This is a genomic window from Thermococcus aggregans, from assembly GCF_024022995.1.
Classification (GTDB): Archaea; Methanobacteriota_B; Thermococci; order Thermococcales; family Thermococcaceae; genus Thermococcus_A; species Thermococcus_A aggregans.
Genome location: NZ_CP099582.1, coordinates 1,249,492 through 1,268,750, shown reverse-complemented (window position 1 = coordinate 1,268,750; position 19,259 = coordinate 1,249,492). Strand labels below are relative to the sequence as shown.

Annotated in this window: 19 protein-coding genes and 1 tRNA gene; 15 read left to right on the top strand and 5 right to left on the bottom strand. The window is 43.2% G+C overall.

Translation table 11 applies throughout. From position 1 onward, the window contains the following. Positions 1-15: 15 nt before the first annotated feature. On the bottom strand, positions 16-750 hold the full coding sequence (locus NF865_RS06945) for an SAP domain-containing protein (RefSeq protein ID WP_253304030.1): 735 nt from the start codon (positions 748-750) through the stop codon (positions 16-18). Between the two features lie 326 nt (positions 751-1,076). Between NF865_RS06945 and NF865_RS06940 the strand changes: the two genes are divergently transcribed. The 8 genes from NF865_RS06940 to NF865_RS06905 all read left to right on the top strand — a co-directional run bounded on the left by NF865_RS06940 (position 1,077) and on the right by NF865_RS06905 (position 8,103). Then, on the top strand, positions 1,077-1,835 hold the full coding sequence (locus NF865_RS06940; protein WP_253304029.1) for a hypothetical protein: 759 nt from the start codon (positions 1,077-1,079) through the stop codon (positions 1,833-1,835). Positions 1,836-2,173: 338 nt separating this feature from the next. Beyond that, positions 2,174-2,250, top strand: a tRNA-Ala gene (locus NF865_RS06935). 79 nt (positions 2,251-2,329) lie between these two features. Then, positions 2,330-4,033, top strand: a complete 1,704-nt coding sequence (gene glyS, locus NF865_RS06930) for a glycine--tRNA ligase (protein ID WP_436317646.1) — start codon at positions 2,330-2,332, stop codon at positions 4,031-4,033. Between the two features lie 100 nt (positions 4,034-4,133). Next, a complete protein-coding gene (locus NF865_RS06925; protein WP_253304028.1) occupies positions 4,134-4,655 on the top strand; it encodes a ribonuclease FAU-1 family protein in 522 nt (173 codons plus the stop codon). Further along, complete coding sequence (locus NF865_RS06920; protein WP_253304027.1) at positions 4,643-5,140, top strand: hypothetical protein; 498 nt, start codon at positions 4,643-4,645, stop codon at positions 5,138-5,140. The genes NF865_RS06925 and NF865_RS06920 overlap by 13 nt, the downstream gene beginning before the upstream one ends. A gap of 14 nt (positions 5,141-5,154) precedes the next feature. Further along, entirely contained in the window at positions 5,155-5,445 is a 291-nt protein-coding gene (locus NF865_RS06915) for a DUF167 domain-containing protein (protein ID WP_253304026.1), read from the top strand. 245 nt (positions 5,446-5,690) lie between these two features. Further along, the gene (locus NF865_RS06910) at positions 5,691-5,876 is read left to right on the top strand and encodes a hypothetical protein (protein ID WP_253304025.1); all 186 of its coding nucleotides are present in this window, start codon (positions 5,691-5,693) and stop codon (positions 5,874-5,876) included. Between the two features lies 1 nt (position 5,877). Beyond that, positions 5,878-8,103: an amino acid permease gene (locus NF865_RS06905; RefSeq protein ID WP_253304024.1), complete on the top strand. Its 2,226-nt coding sequence runs from the start codon at positions 5,878-5,880 to the stop codon at positions 8,101-8,103. A gap of 22 nt (positions 8,104-8,125) precedes the next feature. Here NF865_RS06905 and NF865_RS06900 read toward each other — a convergent pair whose 3' ends face one another. From NF865_RS06900 to NF865_RS06885, 4 genes are all read right to left on the bottom strand, one after another. Continuing rightward, positions 8,126-8,482, bottom strand: a complete 357-nt coding sequence (locus NF865_RS06900) for a hypothetical protein (RefSeq protein WP_253304023.1) — start codon at positions 8,480-8,482, stop codon at positions 8,126-8,128. A gap of 37 nt (positions 8,483-8,519) precedes the next feature. Beyond that, positions 8,520-9,524 carry a phosphorylating glyceraldehyde-3-phosphate dehydrogenase gene (locus tag NF865_RS06895; RefSeq protein ID WP_253304022.1) on the bottom strand — a complete coding sequence of 335 codons (1,005 nt, stop codon included), beginning with the start codon at positions 9,522-9,524 and terminating at the stop codon, positions 8,520-8,522. A 71-nt stretch (positions 9,525-9,595) separates the two neighbouring features. Further along, the gene (locus tag NF865_RS06890) at positions 9,596-10,456 is read right to left on the bottom strand and encodes an alpha/beta hydrolase (RefSeq protein WP_253304021.1); all 861 of its coding nucleotides are present in this window, start codon (positions 10,454-10,456) and stop codon (positions 9,596-9,598) included. A 131-nt stretch (positions 10,457-10,587) separates the two neighbouring features. After that, positions 10,588-11,913 carry an SLC45 family MFS transporter gene (locus NF865_RS06885; protein WP_253304020.1) on the bottom strand — a complete coding sequence of 442 codons (1,326 nt, stop codon included), beginning with the start codon at positions 11,911-11,913 and terminating at the stop codon, positions 10,588-10,590. Between the two features lie 142 nt (positions 11,914-12,055). On the opposite strand from NF865_RS06885, the gene NF865_RS06880 reads away from it, so the two are divergent. From NF865_RS06880 to NF865_RS06850, 7 genes are all read left to right on the top strand, one after another. Further along, positions 12,056-12,805, top strand: coding sequence for a ParA family protein (locus NF865_RS06880; RefSeq protein WP_253304019.1), 750 nt, complete (start codon positions 12,056-12,058; stop codon positions 12,803-12,805). Continuing rightward, on the top strand, positions 12,802-13,110 hold the full coding sequence (locus tag NF865_RS06875) for a hypothetical protein (RefSeq protein ID WP_253304018.1): 309 nt from the start codon (positions 12,802-12,804) through the stop codon (positions 13,108-13,110). The genes NF865_RS06880 and NF865_RS06875 overlap by 4 nt, the downstream gene beginning before the upstream one ends. 37 nt (positions 13,111-13,147) lie before the next feature. Next, complete coding sequence (locus tag NF865_RS06870) at positions 13,148-13,858, top strand: glycerophosphodiester phosphodiesterase family protein (RefSeq protein ID WP_253304017.1); 711 nt, start codon at positions 13,148-13,150, stop codon at positions 13,856-13,858. A 341-nt stretch (positions 13,859-14,199) separates the two neighbouring features. Beyond that, positions 14,200-16,023: an ABC transporter substrate-binding protein gene (locus tag NF865_RS06865; protein ID WP_253304016.1), complete on the top strand. Its 1,824-nt coding sequence runs from the start codon at positions 14,200-14,202 to the stop codon at positions 16,021-16,023. Positions 16,024-16,140: 117 nt separating this feature from the next. Further along, a complete protein-coding gene (locus NF865_RS06860; protein WP_253304015.1) occupies positions 16,141-17,121 on the top strand; it encodes an ABC transporter permease in 981 nt (326 codons plus the stop codon). A gap of 35 nt (positions 17,122-17,156) precedes the next feature. Then, complete coding sequence (locus NF865_RS06855) at positions 17,157-18,002, top strand: ABC transporter permease (protein WP_253304014.1); 846 nt, start codon at positions 17,157-17,159, stop codon at positions 18,000-18,002. A 49-nt stretch (positions 18,003-18,051) separates the two neighbouring features. Beyond that, positions 18,052-19,230, top strand: a complete 1,179-nt coding sequence (locus NF865_RS06850; RefSeq protein WP_253304013.1) for an amidohydrolase — start codon at positions 18,052-18,054, stop codon at positions 19,228-19,230. Positions 19,231-19,259 lie beyond the last annotated feature (29 nt).

Sequence of the window (19,259 nt, the reverse complement as noted above, 5' to 3'; positions counted from 1 at the left end):
TTCAATTATTGCTTCTCATTTTTTAACTACAATAGTTAACCAAGGCAGTAGTTTTTCATACTCTTTATAGTTCTCTGGTACATTATCTGCTTTATCTAGAATGAACAGGATAATCCTTTCATATTCTCCATCAACCTTATATCGAACTACCTGACCAATAGCGCTATGCCAATCGTCGCTTCGTTTTTGTGTGAAATATTTGATTTCTATTGCCAAGTTATTCCCTATAACAATGTCAGGAACATAGACACCCCCGCGCTTTGCTCCTGCCTTTTGCGGAGTTACAAGACTACTTGGGAGCTTACTACGGAGATAAAGAACAAGTTGTTTCTCCAAATCTGCCTCATTGTCTGCTTTATACATGACACGTCCAAACTCATTTAAAATTTCGTATACTTTTGAGAAAGCAATTTCATCCTTTTTACTCATTTTTCGTTGTTCCTTTTGAATGTGTTTGTCTTTCTTCTGAGTACCTTCAAAGTATTCTACAAGTCTATCTATGACTTCTTGCTTGACGGTTGACTTGGGAAGTGTCTCATCGAAGTAGAGTTCAAGAATTTCAAGTAGCTCGTCCTTTGTTAGCCTAGAGAAAATATATGCAAGATCGTAGTTTGATTCTGTAAGTAACCTTTCGATAAGCTCTATTTTGGTTCCTGATTTTTTGAGTCCTGCTTGTTCTAGAAGTTGTTGAAGTTGATCTTTGTAAAAATAGGTATCTAAAATATCAATCAGAAGATCTATGTTTCGCATTGTTCCACACCAAATTGAACATAGTTGCGATCTTTAAAAATATTTTCGGAAATAGTTTACGTAGTTAATGGGAAAATGTGAGTACGTTAAGATAGTTGCAGAGAAATTCTTCGAGTTATGGGGATAAAAGAGGTAAATCACCCTTTTAGGATGGAAGAAAGTTCACATAGAAGCATCCCCCACAAATTTTGGAAACAATAATTACACCAAAACCCTCAATATTTGAGTTTACAAATACTCCTTATGATAATTTTTGCTAATTGGAAAAATTTTTAGGAATTAATGCCAAAGAATATTGAACGAGAGGCAAGGGGAAGGAGATAATGATGGATAAAGAAGTGAAAGTGCTCTTGGCCAAAATTGTTGATAGGTGTGACAATACCCTGTGCAACTTGCCTAGTACTCATCCAAAGCATCGAAGGTATTTTGATCTCTTTAAACATCTAGCAAATATAGTTTCCTCATTAGTTGGCGAAAAAGAAGTTCTGTGGTGGAAAGAATATACTGAGAATAGAGTAAACTACGACAAGGTATATTACAATGTGAAAATAATTAGAGGAATTTTAGCTCAACTTCCAACGGAGATTAGAGAACAAATTATAAGCAATTTGAAGCACCATCCTGGAGCGGATCTCATTCTAGGGGAATATAAAAGAGATGAGGATCTTATGCGAAAGATAGTGAAAGAATTCTCCGAAAAGGAGGTGGAAGAAGTGAAGGAAGAAGAAATTTTCTGGGGGTATACGGTCGAAAGAATAGGTGGAGAATTTCGAGTAAAGTTATATCCAAGAAAAGAGTGGGGGTTAAAACTTGAGTCTACAAAACTTATTCTCGAAAGTGATCAACACAAAATGATAATACATGAATCCGAAATTAGGGAACAATTAAAAAACACAATAAGATCATTTAAAGGAGTAGATATTTTCACAGATTACATAGCATTAAGGTTTGAGGACAATCCGAATATACACGAAGATATCAAGAATGCAATACTGAAATTAAACGAGATAATAAACGAAGAGAGGGAAAAATTAGAAAAGATTAAAAAAGCCTTAAGCGGAATTGCAGTACCTAAGGAAGATTAGAAATCAAAGACTCATAACTACTTAATTCAGTAAAGCACTAATGGATTTGCGTTAAACCAGAAAAAGAGTTCCATGTTATTTATGTTCTTTAAATTAGTAATTATGTCAAGTGTAATTTCCAAATCGAACATTGCTTAATTTCTTTACTTTTTCTTAGTGGGATGCTCAAGAGTAAAGTTTTTAAGCCGACTTAAATGATACGTATATGGCCTCGCAGATACGCACAGGGGGAACTCGCCAGAAAACGGAGCAATTATCAAGAAAAACGCCAGAAACGAGAAAATTCATATGGATTTAACTATCTGTCTCTGAGTTGGTTGTGATTCCCTCTTCGAGGCGGGCCGGTAGCTCAGCCTGGGAGAGCGACGGCTTCGCAAGCCGTAGGCCGCGGGTTCAAATCCCGCCCGGTCCACCACAATATTTAAATTACACTCAACCTTCCAGAAGCAAAACTTTTTTAGGTGCTTCCGTCTTCATGCACTAAGGTGGTGTTCATGGATAAGTACGAAGTTCTTCAAGACCTAATGAGAAGGAGAGGCTTTGCGTGGGGTAGTTTTGAAATCTATGGTGGAGCGAGAGGTTTTTACGATTACGGTCCTTTGGGGGCTACAATAAAGAGGAAAATTGAGAAGAAAATCAGAGAAGCGTTTATAAGAGAAGGCTTCTTTGAAATTGAGACTCCGGATATTACGCCTGAGGAAGTTTTCATCGCCTCAGGCCACGTGGAAAAGTTTGTTGACCCCTTAACTGAGTGTAAAAAATGCGGTTCAAGGTTTAGAGCTGACCATCTTATTGAAGAGGCACTTGGGATCGACACCGAGGGGCTCAGTGCGGAGCATTTAACTCAACTCATAAGAGAGCATGGTATAAAATGCCCAGAGTGTGGCGGAGAGCTCAGCGATGTGTGGTACTTCAACCTAATGTTTGAGACATATATCGGCCCCTATAAAGACAAGAAGGGCTACCTAAGACCAGAAACTGCTCAGGGAATATTTGTAAACTTCAAACGCTTAAACAACTTCGCCAGAAACCAGCTCCCATTTGGAGTCTTCCAGATAGGGAAAGCATACAGAAACGAAATTTCACCAAGGCAGGGAATGCTTAGGTTGAGGGAATTTACCCAAGCAGAGGCTGAGATTTTCTTCAACCCCAACGAGACCGAGCACCCGCACTTTGACGAGGTCAAGGACGAGGTTGTAAGGCTTTACCCAATAGAGCACCAGCTCAAAGACCTTGGTATGATCGAGATTACTCTCGAAGAGGCTGTGAAGAAAGGATACATAATGAACACCTTTTTCGCATACTACATGGCTATGGTAAAGAGAATCCTGCTCGATATCGGCATCCCAGAGGATAAAATCAGGTTCAGGCAGCAGCTACCAGAAGAGAGAGCCCACTACTCAAAGGATACGTGGGACGTGGAAATCCACAGCGAGAGGTTTGGGTGGGTAGAGTGCGTTGGTATAGCTTACAGAGGAAACTATGACCTTAGCAGACACATAAGGGAAAGCGGGGCAGATCTGACTGTTATGATCCACTACAAAGAGCCCAAGATAGTTAAGAAGCTCAAAGTTTCCCTCAATATGAAGAGAGTCGGCCCCAAGCTCAAAGGGGACGCAAAGAAAATTAACCAGAAGCTCCAAGAGATGAGCCAAGAGGAGCTCAAGAAGATAGTTGAGGGGCTGGAGCAGATCGGAAAGGTCCTTATTGATGGCTACGAGCTTGAAAAGGAGGACTTCATAATCAAAGAGGTCGAAGAAAAGGTGACCGGTGAAAAGATAGTGCCTCACGTCTTGGAGCCGAGCTTTGGAATAGACAGGCCGTTCTACCTGCTTCTTGAAAATTCACTGACAACAGACGAAGATGGAAGGGTATACCTCAAGATAAAGAAGGACATGGCTCCAATAGAGGTTGCCGTCTTGCCTCTGGTTGCCAAAGAGCCGCTCACAAGCATAGCCTACGATATCTTCAGAACCCTGCAGAAAGAGGGCTTCATAGTAGTTTACGACGAGAAGGACACCATCGGAAGGAGATACGCAAGGTATGATGAGATAGGAACTCCCTACTGCGTAACGGTGGACAACCAGACGCCCAAGGACAATACTGTGACTATAAGAGATAGAGACACGAGAGAGCAAATAAGAGTAAAGATAGAAGAGCTTCCTAGAAAACTTAAGGAATTGATATTTGAAGCTTAGAAATTCCTTCCCTTTGAATTACTTCTCTTTGGGTGCCCAAAACAAATTAACAGATGCAATAACTTTTAAACTAACCCCGCTATATCGATATGGATGGGAAATGTCTAGGAAAATTCACCTTATTTACAGGCGCATTCCAAATAGAGTCCTTGAGAGGGAAGACGAGCTTATAGCTGACATGGGAGAGGTAGTTGTAGCTAAATCTCGCTTTGAAGGAATGCTCGTCCCTCTAAGGGTAGACGGTGTTGAAGTTATCAAGAACGGCTACACCATGGTTTACTTCGCCTTTGCTGGAGAGAACTATGATGTTTTGAAAGTCTACGACGAGGAGGGCAACTTCAAGGGGCTTTACGTGGACGTTTTAGCATACACGAAGCGCGAGGGGAACACGATAGAGATGCTCGACCTCTTCCTAGACGTTTTCATATTCCCCGACGGCAGGGCTTTTCTCCTCGATGAAGACGAGCTTGAGATGGCCCTCACCTACGGGCTGATTGACAAAGAAACCTTTGACTTCGCATATCGGGTTGCAGGGGAAATACTCGAAAAGCTTAAGCGCAATGACTTCCCACCGAAAACAGTTTGGGAATACGGACTGGAGGGACTGAGATGGAAGAATTAATATCCCAAATCAAGAAAGCTTTGGACAACAATTTGTATTATCTTGCGTTGTTGGCTGCATTGACGCTCCCAGATATCTGTGGTGCACTCAGCTCAGAAGATGGGAAAGCTACAAAACAGCGATATATTGAGTGGTTTAACAAGTATGTGGGAGAGAAGTACAAAGGATGCCTAACCGGGGAGGATTGCTATTATTTTAGATGTTCATTTGTACATCAGGGCACCTCTCAACATCCCAAAAGCAATTATTCTAGAGTTATTTTTGTTGAACCAACTGGTACATCAAATATTTTTCATTGTAACATTTTAGAGGATGCTTTGAATATCGACGTCCGCATATTTGTGATGGATATCCTTGAAGGTGTCGAGAAGTGGTTACGCGAAGTAAAGGATACCGAAGTATTCAAAAAGAACTACGCGCGATTTATGAAACGCTATCCTAATGGTTTGCCCCCATACATTGTTGGAGTTCCAGTTATTAGTTGACTGGAGGGTTTAACATGAGCGCGAAATTCCTAAAGGAAACCAAAGAGGGGACGCTTCTCTTGGTCTATGTCCAACCAAAGGCTAAGAAGAACGAGATTGGAGGGATTGATGAGTGGCGCGGCAGGCTTAAAGTTAAAATCAAGGCCCCACCAGTGGAGGGAAAGGCCAACAAAGAGCTCGTCAAGTTTCTCTCGGAACTTCTGGGTGCGGAAGTTGAGCTGGTCAGGGGAGAGACGAGCAGGGAAAAGGATGTGCTTGTGAGGGGAATGAAAGCAGAGGAAGTGAAGAAAAAACTGGGGCTGTAAACCAAACAAAGGATGAACAGAAAATTAGCTTTCGCATGAATTAGGCTTCACAATCTAATTTTTTGAGCTACTTCTTGGAGAGTGTGGATATCCAAGGGAGTAAGTACTTCTTGTGCTGAGGTTAGGTCTTAACTCCTTCCCTATTTCTACCGCATATTCTGCTGAAACCTGCTCAAATGAGGGTCAATTTTTTAACCTCCATTTTCGGATTAATGAGGTAGAATGATTAAAGTGGGGGGAGATAATTGAATAGCTCCCAGATAATTGGAGTTGGAATAATAACCGGTGCATACTCGCTCATGCTCTTTCTCCTCTATAAGTCAAAGAAAATAATCGAGGAGATGAAAAAGATAAGGGAATCCCGCAGAAGACGCAGGATAAAGCAAAAAGTTAACTCTGTGAGGCATGCTGTAGTTGAGAGGAGGCGGTAGAATGGAGACCGAAGTTGGCCTTTCACGGGGCCTATCCATGTGGCACCTCATGATGATGGGCATGGGCATGATGATAGGGGCTGGAGTGTTCGTGGCAACAGGAATTTCAATAGGCTTCGCCGGCCCCGGCGGAGTTCTCGTGGCTTTTGCCCTCAACGGCCTCGTCGCCCTCTTTTCTGCGATGTCTTTCGCGGAACTTGCCTCCGCACTTCCAACGGCAGGAGGGGCTTACACCTACATAGACGAAGCGTTTAAGGGCCTGATCGGCTTCATATCCGGTTGGCTCAACTGGTTTGCTCTAACCGTCGCGGGGAGCCTCTACGCCATAACTTTCGCCACATACACCGTCTTTCTCCTCGAAGGGACGGACTGGTTCGCCTCACTCAGCATTGAGAGCGAACTTGTGATAAAGGTCCTTGCGCTCGTGATAATAGCGATTTTTGTCGTTATCAACTACATCGGTGTTTCTGAAACAGGTAACATTGAGAACCTGATAACCATCGGGCAGATGTCAACCTTACTCTTTATTGGCATCTTTGCGGTGTTCTATACAATCCTCCACCCAGAGAGGCTCTCTCACTTCAGCAACTTTATTCCTAACGGGTGGGCTAAGGTTTTGGCTGCCATGGGCTTTACCTACGTTGGCTTCGAGGGCTACGAGGTCATAGCACACGCGGGTGAAGAGGCCTTTGACCCAAAGGAGAGCATACCCAAAGCGATCCTCTACTCGGTCATAGCGGTAACGACCACATACCTCCTCTTCGCCTTCGCGGCAATAGTCGGGGCAGACGTTTCCCCCGAGAACCTGACAGCGTGGTTTGCCTCCCATGGGGCCGTTGGCATGGGCGAGGCAATAAAGGACCTCATGCCCTACGGGGGTCTTCTGATAACGCTTGCGGCGATTTTCTCCTCGACTTCAGCACTCAACGCTACCATCTACTCATCAACGAGGGTTCTCTTCGCAATAAGCCGCGACGGAAAACTTCCGCGCTTCATATCAAGGGTTCATCCCGTGAGGAGGGTTCCGCACATAGCGCTTGCCCTCTCCACAGTCATCATCGTGACGGTTGCCATGGCCCTGCCGATAGAGGACGTCGCCGCGAGCGCGGACATAGTCTTTCTGCTGATATTTCTCCTTGTTAATGCTGCTGTGATAAAGATAAGGCGTGAAAGAGGTGACGAGCTTGATTATGGTTTTCTGATGCCCTACTTCCCATTCATACCTCTCGCGGCCATAGCCTTGCAGGGAGTTCTCTCAATATGGATCTTCGATGTAAGCCCGACGGCGTGGTTCGTAACGCTTGGGTGGGTGACTATAGGACTAGCACTCAGCTTCCGCTACAGGGGAGCGAGGGAAGTTGAGGAAGCACCAGAGCGGGAGGTCGTTTTCGGGGCGTGGTCCCCAGAAGGCTACAAGGTTCTGGTAGCCATCTCAAACCCCAAGAATGCCCAATATCTCGCCAAGGTTGGAGAGACCATAGCCCGAGCCAAAAACGGCGAACTAGCTCTTGTAAGCGTTGTCACGGTTCCGAAGCAGACACCCCTTGAGGAGGCGCACCGCTTTGCGGGCCCCGCCTTGGAACTGCTCAAGGAGGTAAGGGAAGGGCTCAGTGGAGATGTGAACGTGAGAGGTGTGGTCTACTACGCCCACAGCGTTTACAGGGGAATACTGAGTGCCATAAGGAACAAGAATGCTGACCTCCTAGTTCTCGGCTGGAGGGGGCGTTCGAGGCTGGGATACATCTTCGGTAGCAACCTGGATAAGCTCGTGGAAGCCCCTTGTGATGTACTCCTCGTGAAGCCGGGAAAGGGTGGAGAAATTAAGAGAATACTCTTTCCGACATCTGTCGGCCCCCACAGTCTTTTAGCTGCAGAGATAGTGAGGATATTGGCCCTCGAAAATAGTGCAAGCGTTACCGTACTGTACGTTGATACAGAAGGAACGGAGAGAAAAAGGATAGAACGACGCCTTGAGCCGGTTCTGAGGCTCTTAAATGGGGCTAAGGGAACTCTGAAGGTCGTCCGCTCTAGCGACCCCAAAGCCGCGATACTCTCCGAGTGCCGCAACCACGACCTCGTTATAATGGGCGCCTCTGAGAGCTCGCTCTTCGCCAAGAGCCTGTTCGGGGAGCTACCCGTAGAGGTGGCAAAGAAGTGTGAAAAAACCGTTTTCCTAGTTAAGAAGGACCTTGGGGGGCGCTCTTGGTTCAGGAGGTGGATTCGATAAATGGAGGGAGGGAACATTGGCTTTATCGATACTTAAGAAAAGCCATGTAATAGAACGCCGCGCCGATTAGGACAACTCCGGCAATAAAAATATAGAGAGCTTTCTCGGGCTTTTCTTTTATGCTCACTTGGTAGCAGCCCTTTGAATATGAATAATCCACGTTTGTCTTTTTAACGAGTATCTGGTCGCCTTTTGCTGTGAAGATTTCTTCGCCCTTGTAATATACCCTCAGAAACCCGTCTCGAACGCTCACATCATAGCTGTCAAGTTTTCCAAAACTGCCTTCGCAGAAAGTCTGGGATATAGTTTCACTGGGATATAATAAGAATGCAAGGATTAAGAGCAGACCTAAGACAATAATGAATTCCTCAGTCTCCATGAAAAAAGATTTGCAAAAGGTTATAAAAACTTTGAGATCACTTCAAGATCCCCAAGCTCTTGTTCGTCTTCTTTATACTCTCCCACTTGTCTGCCAATTCGAACATTGCCCTTATCGCGTCTACGTTCTCCGGGACAACGTCACTCTCCTGGTGGACTGCTTGGATGTAGAAGAGTCTGTTGCCCTTTACGCTAATGCTTTCCTTCCAGACAGCTATTTCATAGAGGTTGTTCCATTCCCTGTGAAGATCTCTTGCGAACTCTATGAGCTGGGCTGTGCTGTCAAAGCCCTTCTCCTTCTCGAAGAGCAGAACTCTTGTGGTGTTCTCGAAGATTTCAACGACGTCCTTTGCTTCGAGAGGCTTCTTCAGCTCGATCATTACGCTGTGGACGTGCATGAGGGTTGTCGGCACAACAAACGCCATTGTTTCAATGTTTATTGGGAGTACAGTTTGTACATCCGGCCCATGGTGGGAAGGAACCTCAACTGAGGGCTTTATGGCATTAACGGGACCTCTCTTACTATCATTGGGATCCGCAGCCCTTCTAATCATCACGGCATATACATAGTCGATGTAGTCCTTTATTGCATTCAGAGTTCTCGTTAAGCCTGTGGTATTGCAAGAAACTACCCTAACGTAGTCCTTGCCCAAAGCTTTCTCGTAGTTCGCCTGAGCAACGAATGAGACCTCCGCAACGCTTGCCTTCTCTCCACCCTGGAATATTGCCTTAACTCCCGCTTTTTCGTAGAGAGCTTTGTTCTTCTCACCCATTCCTCCAGGAGTGGCATCGACTATGACGTCAACCTCGTTAAGAAGATCATCAAGGGTTCCGGCAACTTCAAAGCCTACCTTCTCGAACCTTGGCAAAAACTCTTCGCTCGCGGCATAAACAGGGATTCCAAGTTCTTTAGCCCGATATGCTTCAAAGTCCGGCTTCGTCTTTGTAACTCCTATTAGCTCCATATCATCTTGCTTTGAAACTGCATAGGCAACTCTCTTTCCTATAGTTCCATAGCCGTTAACTCCTACTTTGACTTTCATTTTTCTCACCAGATTATTTTATGCAAGTGAAATACTTAAAGGTTGTTTTCACTGGGAGTGAGAAAGAAAAATCAAAGGTATTTCTCGAAAAACTGCAGAATCCTTTGCTTGTACTCCTCGGGCATAAGCTGAATTGTCCTCACATGTGCTGCCTCCGTGACCCAAAGTTCAACGTCCGGGTTTATCTCTTTATTTCTTTCGTAAAACTCCCTAACCTCTTCAACTTTAACTATGGGATCTTTTTTGCCCGCTATCAAACGAAGAGGCTTTTTGATTTTATCGGCGTATGTTATTGGGTGTACTTCTCTAGTCCCGGTAATCATTTTTGAGATGGGCTTCACAAAGGGATAAAGCCACTCCGGTAGGTTTGCAAAGTACCTTAAACTTCTGGTTCCCGTTTTGTCCAAATGCATGGGAGGGCTATCCGCAACGGCACAGCAAACTCTTTCATCTTCTGCAAGAGCCCTAATTGCCACCATAGCACCCATGGAATAGCCTACCAAACCAATACGGTTGGCGCTGTTTGGTTTTTCTCTTTTAAGCCAGTCAATAGCGGAGACAAGGTCTATGAGCTCTTTATCTCCAACTGTGGTGTATTTGCCCTCGCTCTCTCCGTGGGCTCTAAAGTCGAAGGCCAGAACGTTGTATCCGTTTTTTGCAAGGGTTTCTATCATTGGGATAATGTAAAAGCTCCACCGGCTTGAAGCGTATCCATGGAGGAGAATTATCGTTTTTTCGCTCCCTCTGTCTATCCACCAACCTTTCAGCTTTAGTCCGTCGGTGGTTGATATGGTAATATCCTCATACTCAAGCCCGACATCTTTTGGAGTCCAATTTTTGACTCTTCTTGGCGGAGTAGTCATTTTATAGGCCACAAAGAAGACAAAGGCAAAAAACAAGGCCAATGCAAGAAGAACTATCTCCCAGAGCATCTTTCGGTCACCTCAAGTTCTTTCATGTGCCATCTCATTGGCATTGATACTAGCGCTGTAGTTGCTCCTACTGGGGAAGGAAGTTCTTGTTTATTACCACGCCTCCGTTAAGCCTTTTCATTCTTATCACATCAATCCATATCCGGTATCAGCTCGTAGACGTCATCACCTCCGCGTTTTATGTCCCCTCTTTTAACGAATTGAACTGTTAAAGTAGCCAGTATGAAGAACACTGCCGCGAAGGGGAGCAAAGTGCTATAGCCAATAACATCAAGGAATGCTCCGGCTAAAGGAGGAGCTATGAGATTTGCAGCTTGGCTGAAAAAGTAGTAAAGTCCAGTGTAGCCTCCAAGCTTCTCTTCTGTTGTCATATCAACAACCATTGGAAGGGAGTTGACGTTTACCATTGCCCAGCCTATACCACCGAAGAAAAATAGTCCCATGAATTTGAGCACCAGCGGGTCGGTTAATGCGCTGCTCTGGGGTTTTGAAGTTTCTCCCAGGAGATAAGCCAATATCATTACTGCCGTTGTGAGAATCAACCCAGTGGTTATTGTCTTTTTTCTTCCAATTCTCCCACCAATGAACCCCGCCGGAATTGCAAAGAGCATAAAGCTGAGTGAAACGACGCCCATCATGAATGCCCCAGTGCTCTCTTCAATTCCAAGGTGGTACTTTGCATAGCTTGTGAAAAATGTCTCCACCGAATTAAACGCTATGAACCAGAGAAAGATCGAGAACAAGATAAAGAGCAGGCTTCTTTCTTTACTTGCAAATACATCCTTGAGGTTCTCTTTAAGTTCGCCAAAGCTCTTCTTTGAGGTTTCTTTTATGAGCTTTTTGATATCCATTTTTTCTCCGGGAACGCGGTATTCCTCAGGTTCCGGCACAAAGAAAACAACGAGGAGGTTAGCAATGAGCATTATCACTGCTCCAGTAAAGAACGGATATGCATAGTTAATATCGTAGAGAACCTTTCCACCAAAGTACGCAAGTAGGGCTCCAATACCTCCCATGAAGTTTATAATCCCATTAGCCTGGCTTCTCTTTTCACTTGGGGTTATATCCGGCATAAAGGCTATTACTGGAGACCGGAAGAGCGCCATAAAGAAGTTCATGAAGATTATCGTCCCCATAAAGAGTGCAAGGCTCTCGTATCTCCTTGCTATTGGGATGAGGGCGAAAAGCAAAGCTGCTGAAGGAGCTCCGAGGAGAATGTAGGGCTTTCTACGTCCTATCCTTGTCCTTGTTTTATCACTGAGGGCACCAAGAAACGGCAACAGCAACACTGCAAAGAGGTTATCGATTGTCATTACAAAGCCCGTCACGGTTCTGCTCATCTTGAATGTATCTTGGAGGAAAATCGGGATGTATGCGTTGTATAGGGACCATATTATGCTTATCCCAAAGAACCCAAATCCAAGCAGAAAAACGCGTTTATAGTTGAACTCAACCACGTAATCACCTCCTTAGTGCATCAGCGCATTAGTAATGTTCGTTCTGGAGTGTTATTAGTCTTTCGGTTTGCCTAACTTATAAGTTACAACTTATAACGTTTAACTGCCAAGATTTATAACTTCCAATCTCGTAGATAATGGCATGCCGACGATAAGTATTGCAAATCAAAAAGGTGGAGTAGGCAAGAGCACTACTGCGATAAACCTCTCAGCAGCACTTGCCCTCAAAGGAAGAAGGGTTCTCCTTGTTGATATGGACCCGCAAGGCGCAACAACCGTTGGACTTGGACTTAGAGATGCGAGCCCAACCATTTACAATGTGATACTGGACGAGGTAGATATTGAAGAAGCAATAGTACATACTCAAATAGAGGGGCTTGAACTTATTCCAAGCAACATTGCACTAAGCGGCGCTGAGATCGAACTCAGCAGCCAGATAGGAAGGGAATACATCCTTAGAAACAAGCTTGCTAAAATTAAGGAGGAGTACGACTATGTCATAATAGACACGCCTCCGTCCCTTGGTATTTTAACGATGAACTCTCTTGTTGCCAGCGATGAAGTGATAATACCTATTCAGGCGGAATATTATGCTTTAGAGGGCATAGGGCTTCTTTTGAAGGCAATTAAGCTTGTCAGAGAGAGGCTTGGGATACCGCTTGAAATTAGGGGATTCCTGATAACGATGTTTGATAAAAGGACAAACCTCTCCAAGGAAGTCAGAGAAGAAGTGAGGAGAATATTCGGGGAGAAGGTGTTCAAAACTATGATTCCAAGAAATGTAAAGCTGGCAGAAGCACCTTCTCATGGAAAGCCAATCTTCCTCTACGCTCCGGACAGCAGAGGTGCCAAGGCGTATATGAAATTAGCTGAGGAGGTTGATGGCGTATGAGAAAGAAAAAAGCCCTTGGAAGGGGTTTGGAAGCTATAATCTCTGAACCAATGCCTGAAGTGGAAATTCCGCCAAAGGGGGAGATAAATAAAGAAGCGCTTGAAATAAGTCTGCAGGAAGCTTTAAAGAATCCGAGGATTACTCTATGGTCTCCTGAAGCTACTGCAGTGCTTAGGTATTTAAGAAAAACTATTCCAGAGTTCAGCATTTCAAACGAAGCGAGCAAACTCCTTGAGAAGGCAATAAAGGAGAAGTACCCAGAGCTATGGAACATAGTTGAGAAACGAATAAAGGAGATGGAATAAGTTTTTCCTTCTACCTTTTAAGTTATAAGTGAGAACTATGATAATAGCTCACAGAGGTCTTGGGGATCCTGAGGATAGTATGAGTTCGTTTAGGAGAGCGGTTAAGAGAGGATTCGGGATAGAATTCGACGTATGGAAAACCGCAGATGAAGAGCTAATAACACTCCACGACCCGGAAATAACTCTAGATGGGAACAAATATTCTGTAAAAGAGCTTACTTTTAAAGAGCTTAAAGCACTTGCGCCTTATGGAAAATATGTAACGAGGGTAGAAGACATCTTTAGAGAATTCCCCAACGCTGTTTTCAATGTAGACATAAAAGATTCAGAGGCTGTTGAGGACTTAAAGGAACTTCTTCTCCAGTATGAAATTGAGAAAGCAGTAATATCTACGACAAAAATCAAGATACTCCGAGCTTTAAGAGGACATGAGGAGAATTTAAAGCTGGCTTTTTCTATAATAAGCAGAAGCAGTGTTGCAGTGGTGCCCTTCTTAAAAAGGCACCTTGGGATCTTTGCTCTTCACGTCCCCATAGATGGGATATTCTACGTTGGCATTGCAAACTTCAGGCTTCTTGTTAAGTGGATTAAAAGCATGGGAATAAAAATAGGCTTTTGGAGCTATGAAGCGGATGAGCTTAAATACCTTCCTTTAGTGGCTGATTTGGGAGATTATTTTATTTCCAACAACCCTTTAGAGGTCAGAAATCTTTTGGCTCATTGCTACCAAGCGTATTTTCAACTTTAATGGCAACATATAATAAAGTCTAAGAATAACTAAAGTTACATGTTTGCTCATTATGTTGCATTCTGATCTCATTTTTGGAATTCAGTGAATACTCATATGACCTTATTATATGCTACTTATACTATCATTAACAAAATATCTGCAGAGAACATTAAATTCAGGCATTTGGGCTACTTTATAAACATCAACGACACAAATTTGACATAATGACAATCTAAAGTGCACTGAAGATAAGAGCTTTGTCATATATCTAAATGTTTGAGAAAAAATAATTTAACCCCAAAACGTCATCAACTTAGTACTAGGGGCCAGATACGTAAGCCCCTGGTGGAGGTGCTAAAATGAAAAGAAAAAAAGTAGCCAGTTTTGTTTTGTTATTTGTTCTAGTAGCATCAGCTCTGCTTCCCGGAGCTAAAGCCGCTACAACAGAAAAAGCCAACATCTTTGACTACATCCACAGGGAGCCGTGGATGAAACCTGGAGGAACGTTTAGATGGCCAATGCTGGGTGAGGCGAACACACTGAATCCATTTACTTACACATCTTCATGGGAAGCCATGATTCTGGACAATGTGTATGACACTCTTACTATAATGACACCAGACATGAAATACGTTGGTAGACTTGCTAAAGATTGGAGTGTCTCAGAAGACGGTAAAGTATGGACGTTTGAGTTATTCCCAAATGCCACATGGCATGATGGAAAACCAGTAACCGCTGAAGATGTTGCATTTACATACAATCTTCTAGCAGAAATTGGTACCCAAACAAGATTTGCAGATTATGCTGTTGTAATTGACAGGGCAGAAGCCGTGGATAAGTACACAGTAAAGATTTATCTAAAAGAGCCTTACGCCCCATTCTTGTACTCGATCGCGTCCTCAATTTACATAGTCCCAGAGCACATCTGGAAGGAGATAGACAAAACTGAAATCATTCAATACAAGAATGAACATCCTATAGGATCCGGACCGTTCATTTTTGTCGAACATAAGCCCCAACAATATTACAAACTTAAGGTGAATCCAAACTATCATCTTGGAAGGCCTCTTATTGATGAAATTATAATGCCAATAATATCAAATCCAGATGCAATGCTCTTGGCATTTAAAAAAGGAGAAGTAGATGTAATGACATGGAGTATTCCATACAGCTCCATTCCACAAGTTGAAGAAATTCCCGATGCTCATTTACACGCTGTAACTGAATTTGGTGCTAGGTATATGTATTTTAACTGCCAGAGATGGCCAATGAGCGAAGTGAAGTTCAGACAAGCAGTACATCACGCTATCAATCAGGAGGAAGTCGTTAAGGTAGTATATCAAGGACATGCACTACCGGGATCACTTGGAAGAATTCCTCCAACACTCGCAAAGTGGTATAATCCTAATCTTCCATCAAAAGAAGAAAAGTACCCATATGACCTCGAAAAGGCTGCACAATTGCTTGATGAGATCGGATTCAAAGATGTTGATGGAGATGGGTGGAGGGAAGCACCAGACGGGTCAGATGTAACCTTGACTCTATACTCTCCCTCTTACGATCCATTAAGAGTTAGATGGGGTCAGATGATAGCAGAGAACCTCAAGAAGATCGGTGTCAATGTTAAGTACCAGCCACTTGAATGGACAACACTTTCAAACTATCTCGACTCAGGAAACTTTGACATGCTGATAATAGGTGGAGTTGGCTCCCTTGATCCGGATATCCTCAGAATGTTATTCCATTCAAACGGTGGCTGGAATAAAGGACACTGTACGGTACCTGGACTAGACGAGCTTCTCGACAAACAGAAATCTACCGTAGATTATGAAGAGAGAAAGAAGATCGTATACGAGATTCAAGAGATACTAGCAGAAAATGTCCCAGTCTTAAATATGGTTCATCAACAGTTCATATATGCATACAGCACCAAGAATTGGGATGGCTGGACAATGTCTGATATAACCGGCCCAGACAACTGGTTTAGCCTCATGAATCTCTACAACAAGGAAATAAACAAGCAACCTTCGACATCAACCTCTGAACAACAAACAACAACTTCAGAAACTTCAGCAGAGTCTCAGACCACAACTAAAACTGAAACAGAAGGAGGAGGCATCTGCGGTCCAGCATCAATCCTAGGTCTAGCGCTAATCCCAATAGTGCTTAGAAGGAGGAAGTGAGCCAAATTCCCTTTTTCTTGATTTTTTAATTTTATGTTTTTGGAAAAAAGCCTTGTAACAGAAAAATGCTCCGAAATAAGGTTTGGTAAATTAAAGACAACATAAGAAGGTGATAAAATGGGGAAATGGGTATATAAAGTCGCCCGAAAAATAATAATAAGAGCAATTGTATTTTACATAATCGTAAGTATAACATTTGTCATCCCAAGACTATTACCTGGAGGAGCCTTTGCGTATCTGGCTGAGAATCCCAACATTTCACCAGAATTGAGAGAAGCACTCATTAAAGAGTTCAAATTAGACCAGCCATTGTGGGAGCAATATAAAGTATTCATAAAGGAATTTTTCCTTCATGGTAATCTTGGTATTTCTTTCAGCAGGTTTGAACCAGTGACAAAGGTCATTAAAGAGGCGTTACCTTGGACAATTGTCCTCGTTACTACGTCCGTAATTGTATCCGCACTTATAGGTGTCTTTCTGGGAGCCATAGCCGCATATAGAAGAGGGTCTTTAGCGGACTCATTCTTAGTTTCTCTCGCCATGTTTATAAGGTCAATGCCAAGTTTCTGGCTGGGTATAGTGCTATTAATAATATTTGGCTATTATTTCGGACTAGCACCCCTATATGGGGCTTACACATATGGAGCAGAACATGCTAGTTGGATAGAATTTGTAAAGGATATAATCCATCATTTATGGCTCCCATTTGTGACTCTTGTTATTTTGGGGTTTGCAGGGTACTTTATGCTCATGAGAAACTCGATGTTAGATGTTCTAGGAGAAGAATTTATTCTAGCAGCTAAAGCGAAAGGAATGCCGGACAAAAAGATACTCTTCAAACACGCATTAAGACCAGCTAGTTTGCCAGTAGTTACAGCTCTTGCGATGGACTTGGGATGGTCAGTAAGCGGAGCAATGCTGATAGAGGTTGTCTTTTCATTGCCAGGAGTAGGAAAACTCCTTTACGACGCGGTATACATGACTGACTACCCGTTACTTCTTGGTATTGTGGTCTACACTTCCCTCCTAACCCTGGTGCTCGTGACAATAGTTGAGTTCATGTATCCAATAATAGATCCGAGGGTGAGTGCACAATGACTGAAGTAACTAAAAAACAAAAGAAAAGTAATGGATTGTTCGCCTCTCTAGAAATCATCAAAGCAATACTTACAAACAAAAGAGGTTGTATTGGATTAATCCTTCTGGCTATTCCATTTGCAATGGCAATCGCTCCACAATACATCGCTCCCTATGATCCTTGGGAGATTGTAGATACCCCATTTTTGCCTCCCTCCTGGGAGCACCCACTTGGTACAAACGACATAGGGCAAGACGTGTTCAGTGAGCTCGTATACGGAGCAAGAATTTCCCTATTAGTGGGTATTACTGCGGCAGTGTCTACAGTGACCATAGGAACACTAGTTGGATTAGTAGCAGGGTATTACGGAGGAGTAATCGAGGAAGGATTAATGGCAATAACCGATGTCATGCTACTAATTCCAATATTGCCCTTTATGATACTATTAGCTTCCATACTTGGACAGGGTTACATAAACATAATAATAACAATCGCGATATTCAGTTGGCCTGGAATTGCGAGACTAGTTAGATCTCAAGTGTTGTCATTAAAAGAAAGGGATTACGTAGAAGCGGCACGCGCACTTGGAGCCAGTGACAGAAGGATAATGTTTAAACACATACTTCCACAGCTGCTTCCTTTACTAGTCGCGTTTACATTAATGAGAGTCGGAGGTGCAATGATTGCAGAAGCTTCACTTAGCTTCCTAGGACTGGGTGATCCTTCTAAGAAATCATGGGGAGCGATTATTTATTGGGCTAGAAATTCAGGAGCTATTTCCAGCGGTCTCTGGTGGTGGATAACTTCTCCGGGTATCATGATAACAATAACGGTCCTTGGATTTACTCAAATTGGTTATGCAATTGAAGAGTACGTAAATCCGAGACTCAAGAAGATGTGATGCTTTCTTATTATTTTTTACAAGATTTACAAAATTGGAGGTGTTGAAAATGGAAGATAAAAAACTTGCATTGAAAGGAGCAACAATTTATACTATGTCAGGTTTGGGAATCGTAAAAGAGGGTGTAATCCTGATAAAAAATGGTAAAATCGAAAAAGTTGGGGGAAAAGACCTTGAGATTCCAGAAGATTACGAAGTGATAGATGTTAGCGGAAAGATAATTACCCCCGGGCTTGTAGATGCTCACGCACACATAGGGCTCTTTGAAGAAGGGCTTAGATGGGAAGGGAACGATGGAAACGAAATGACTGATCCGATAACTCCCCACTTACGTGTTATAGATGGTATCAAACCTGATGACCCAGCGTTTGAAATGGCAAGAGAATTTGGAATAACTACAGTTGGAATTCTCCCTGGTAGTGCAAATCCAATAGGAGGAATGGGTGCCGCAATAAAAACATACGGTAGAACAGTTGAGGACATGCTTGTTAAATTCCCAATGGGTATGAAAATGGCATTTGGAGAGAACCCAAAAAACGTCTATGGTGTTACCCAGAAGAAAATGCCGCAAACTAGAATGGCAAATGCAGCATTAATAAGGGAATGGTTGTACAAAACAAAAACTTACATAGAAAAGAAAGAAAAAGCAAAGGAAGACCCAGATAAGGCTCCAGAGTTTGACATAAGACTTGAGGCGCTTGAAGCCGTTCTAAAAGGAGAAATCCCAATTAGAGCTCATGCACACAGAGCAAGTGATATCTTAACAGCAATACGGATTGCCGAAGAGTTCGGAGTAAAGATAGTCATAGAACACGGAACTGAGGCTTATAAGATTGCAGATATAATAGCAAAGAAAGGAATTCCAGTAGTTCATGGGCCGCTCTTACTTCCTAGACACAAGCCAGAGCTTAGGAATCTTACTATTGAATCTCCGGTAATACTTGCAAAAGCGGGGGTCGAATTTGCACTTAGTACAGACGCACTTGGCCAAGTGATTTTCGAGTTACCGATTATGGCTGCAATCGCTGTAAGGAAGGGCCTTGCTCCTGATGTAGCTCTCAAAAGCATGACTATAGTTCCCGCAAAGATACTCGGTATTGAGGATAGGGTAGGTAGCATAGAGGAAGGCAAAGACGCCGACCTTGTAGTGTTCAGTGGAGACCCACTAGACATTAGAAACAAAGCCGAAATGGTACTGATAAACGGGGAAATTGTGTATTCTGAATAAACTTCTATCTTTTTTTATTATGAGGTGAA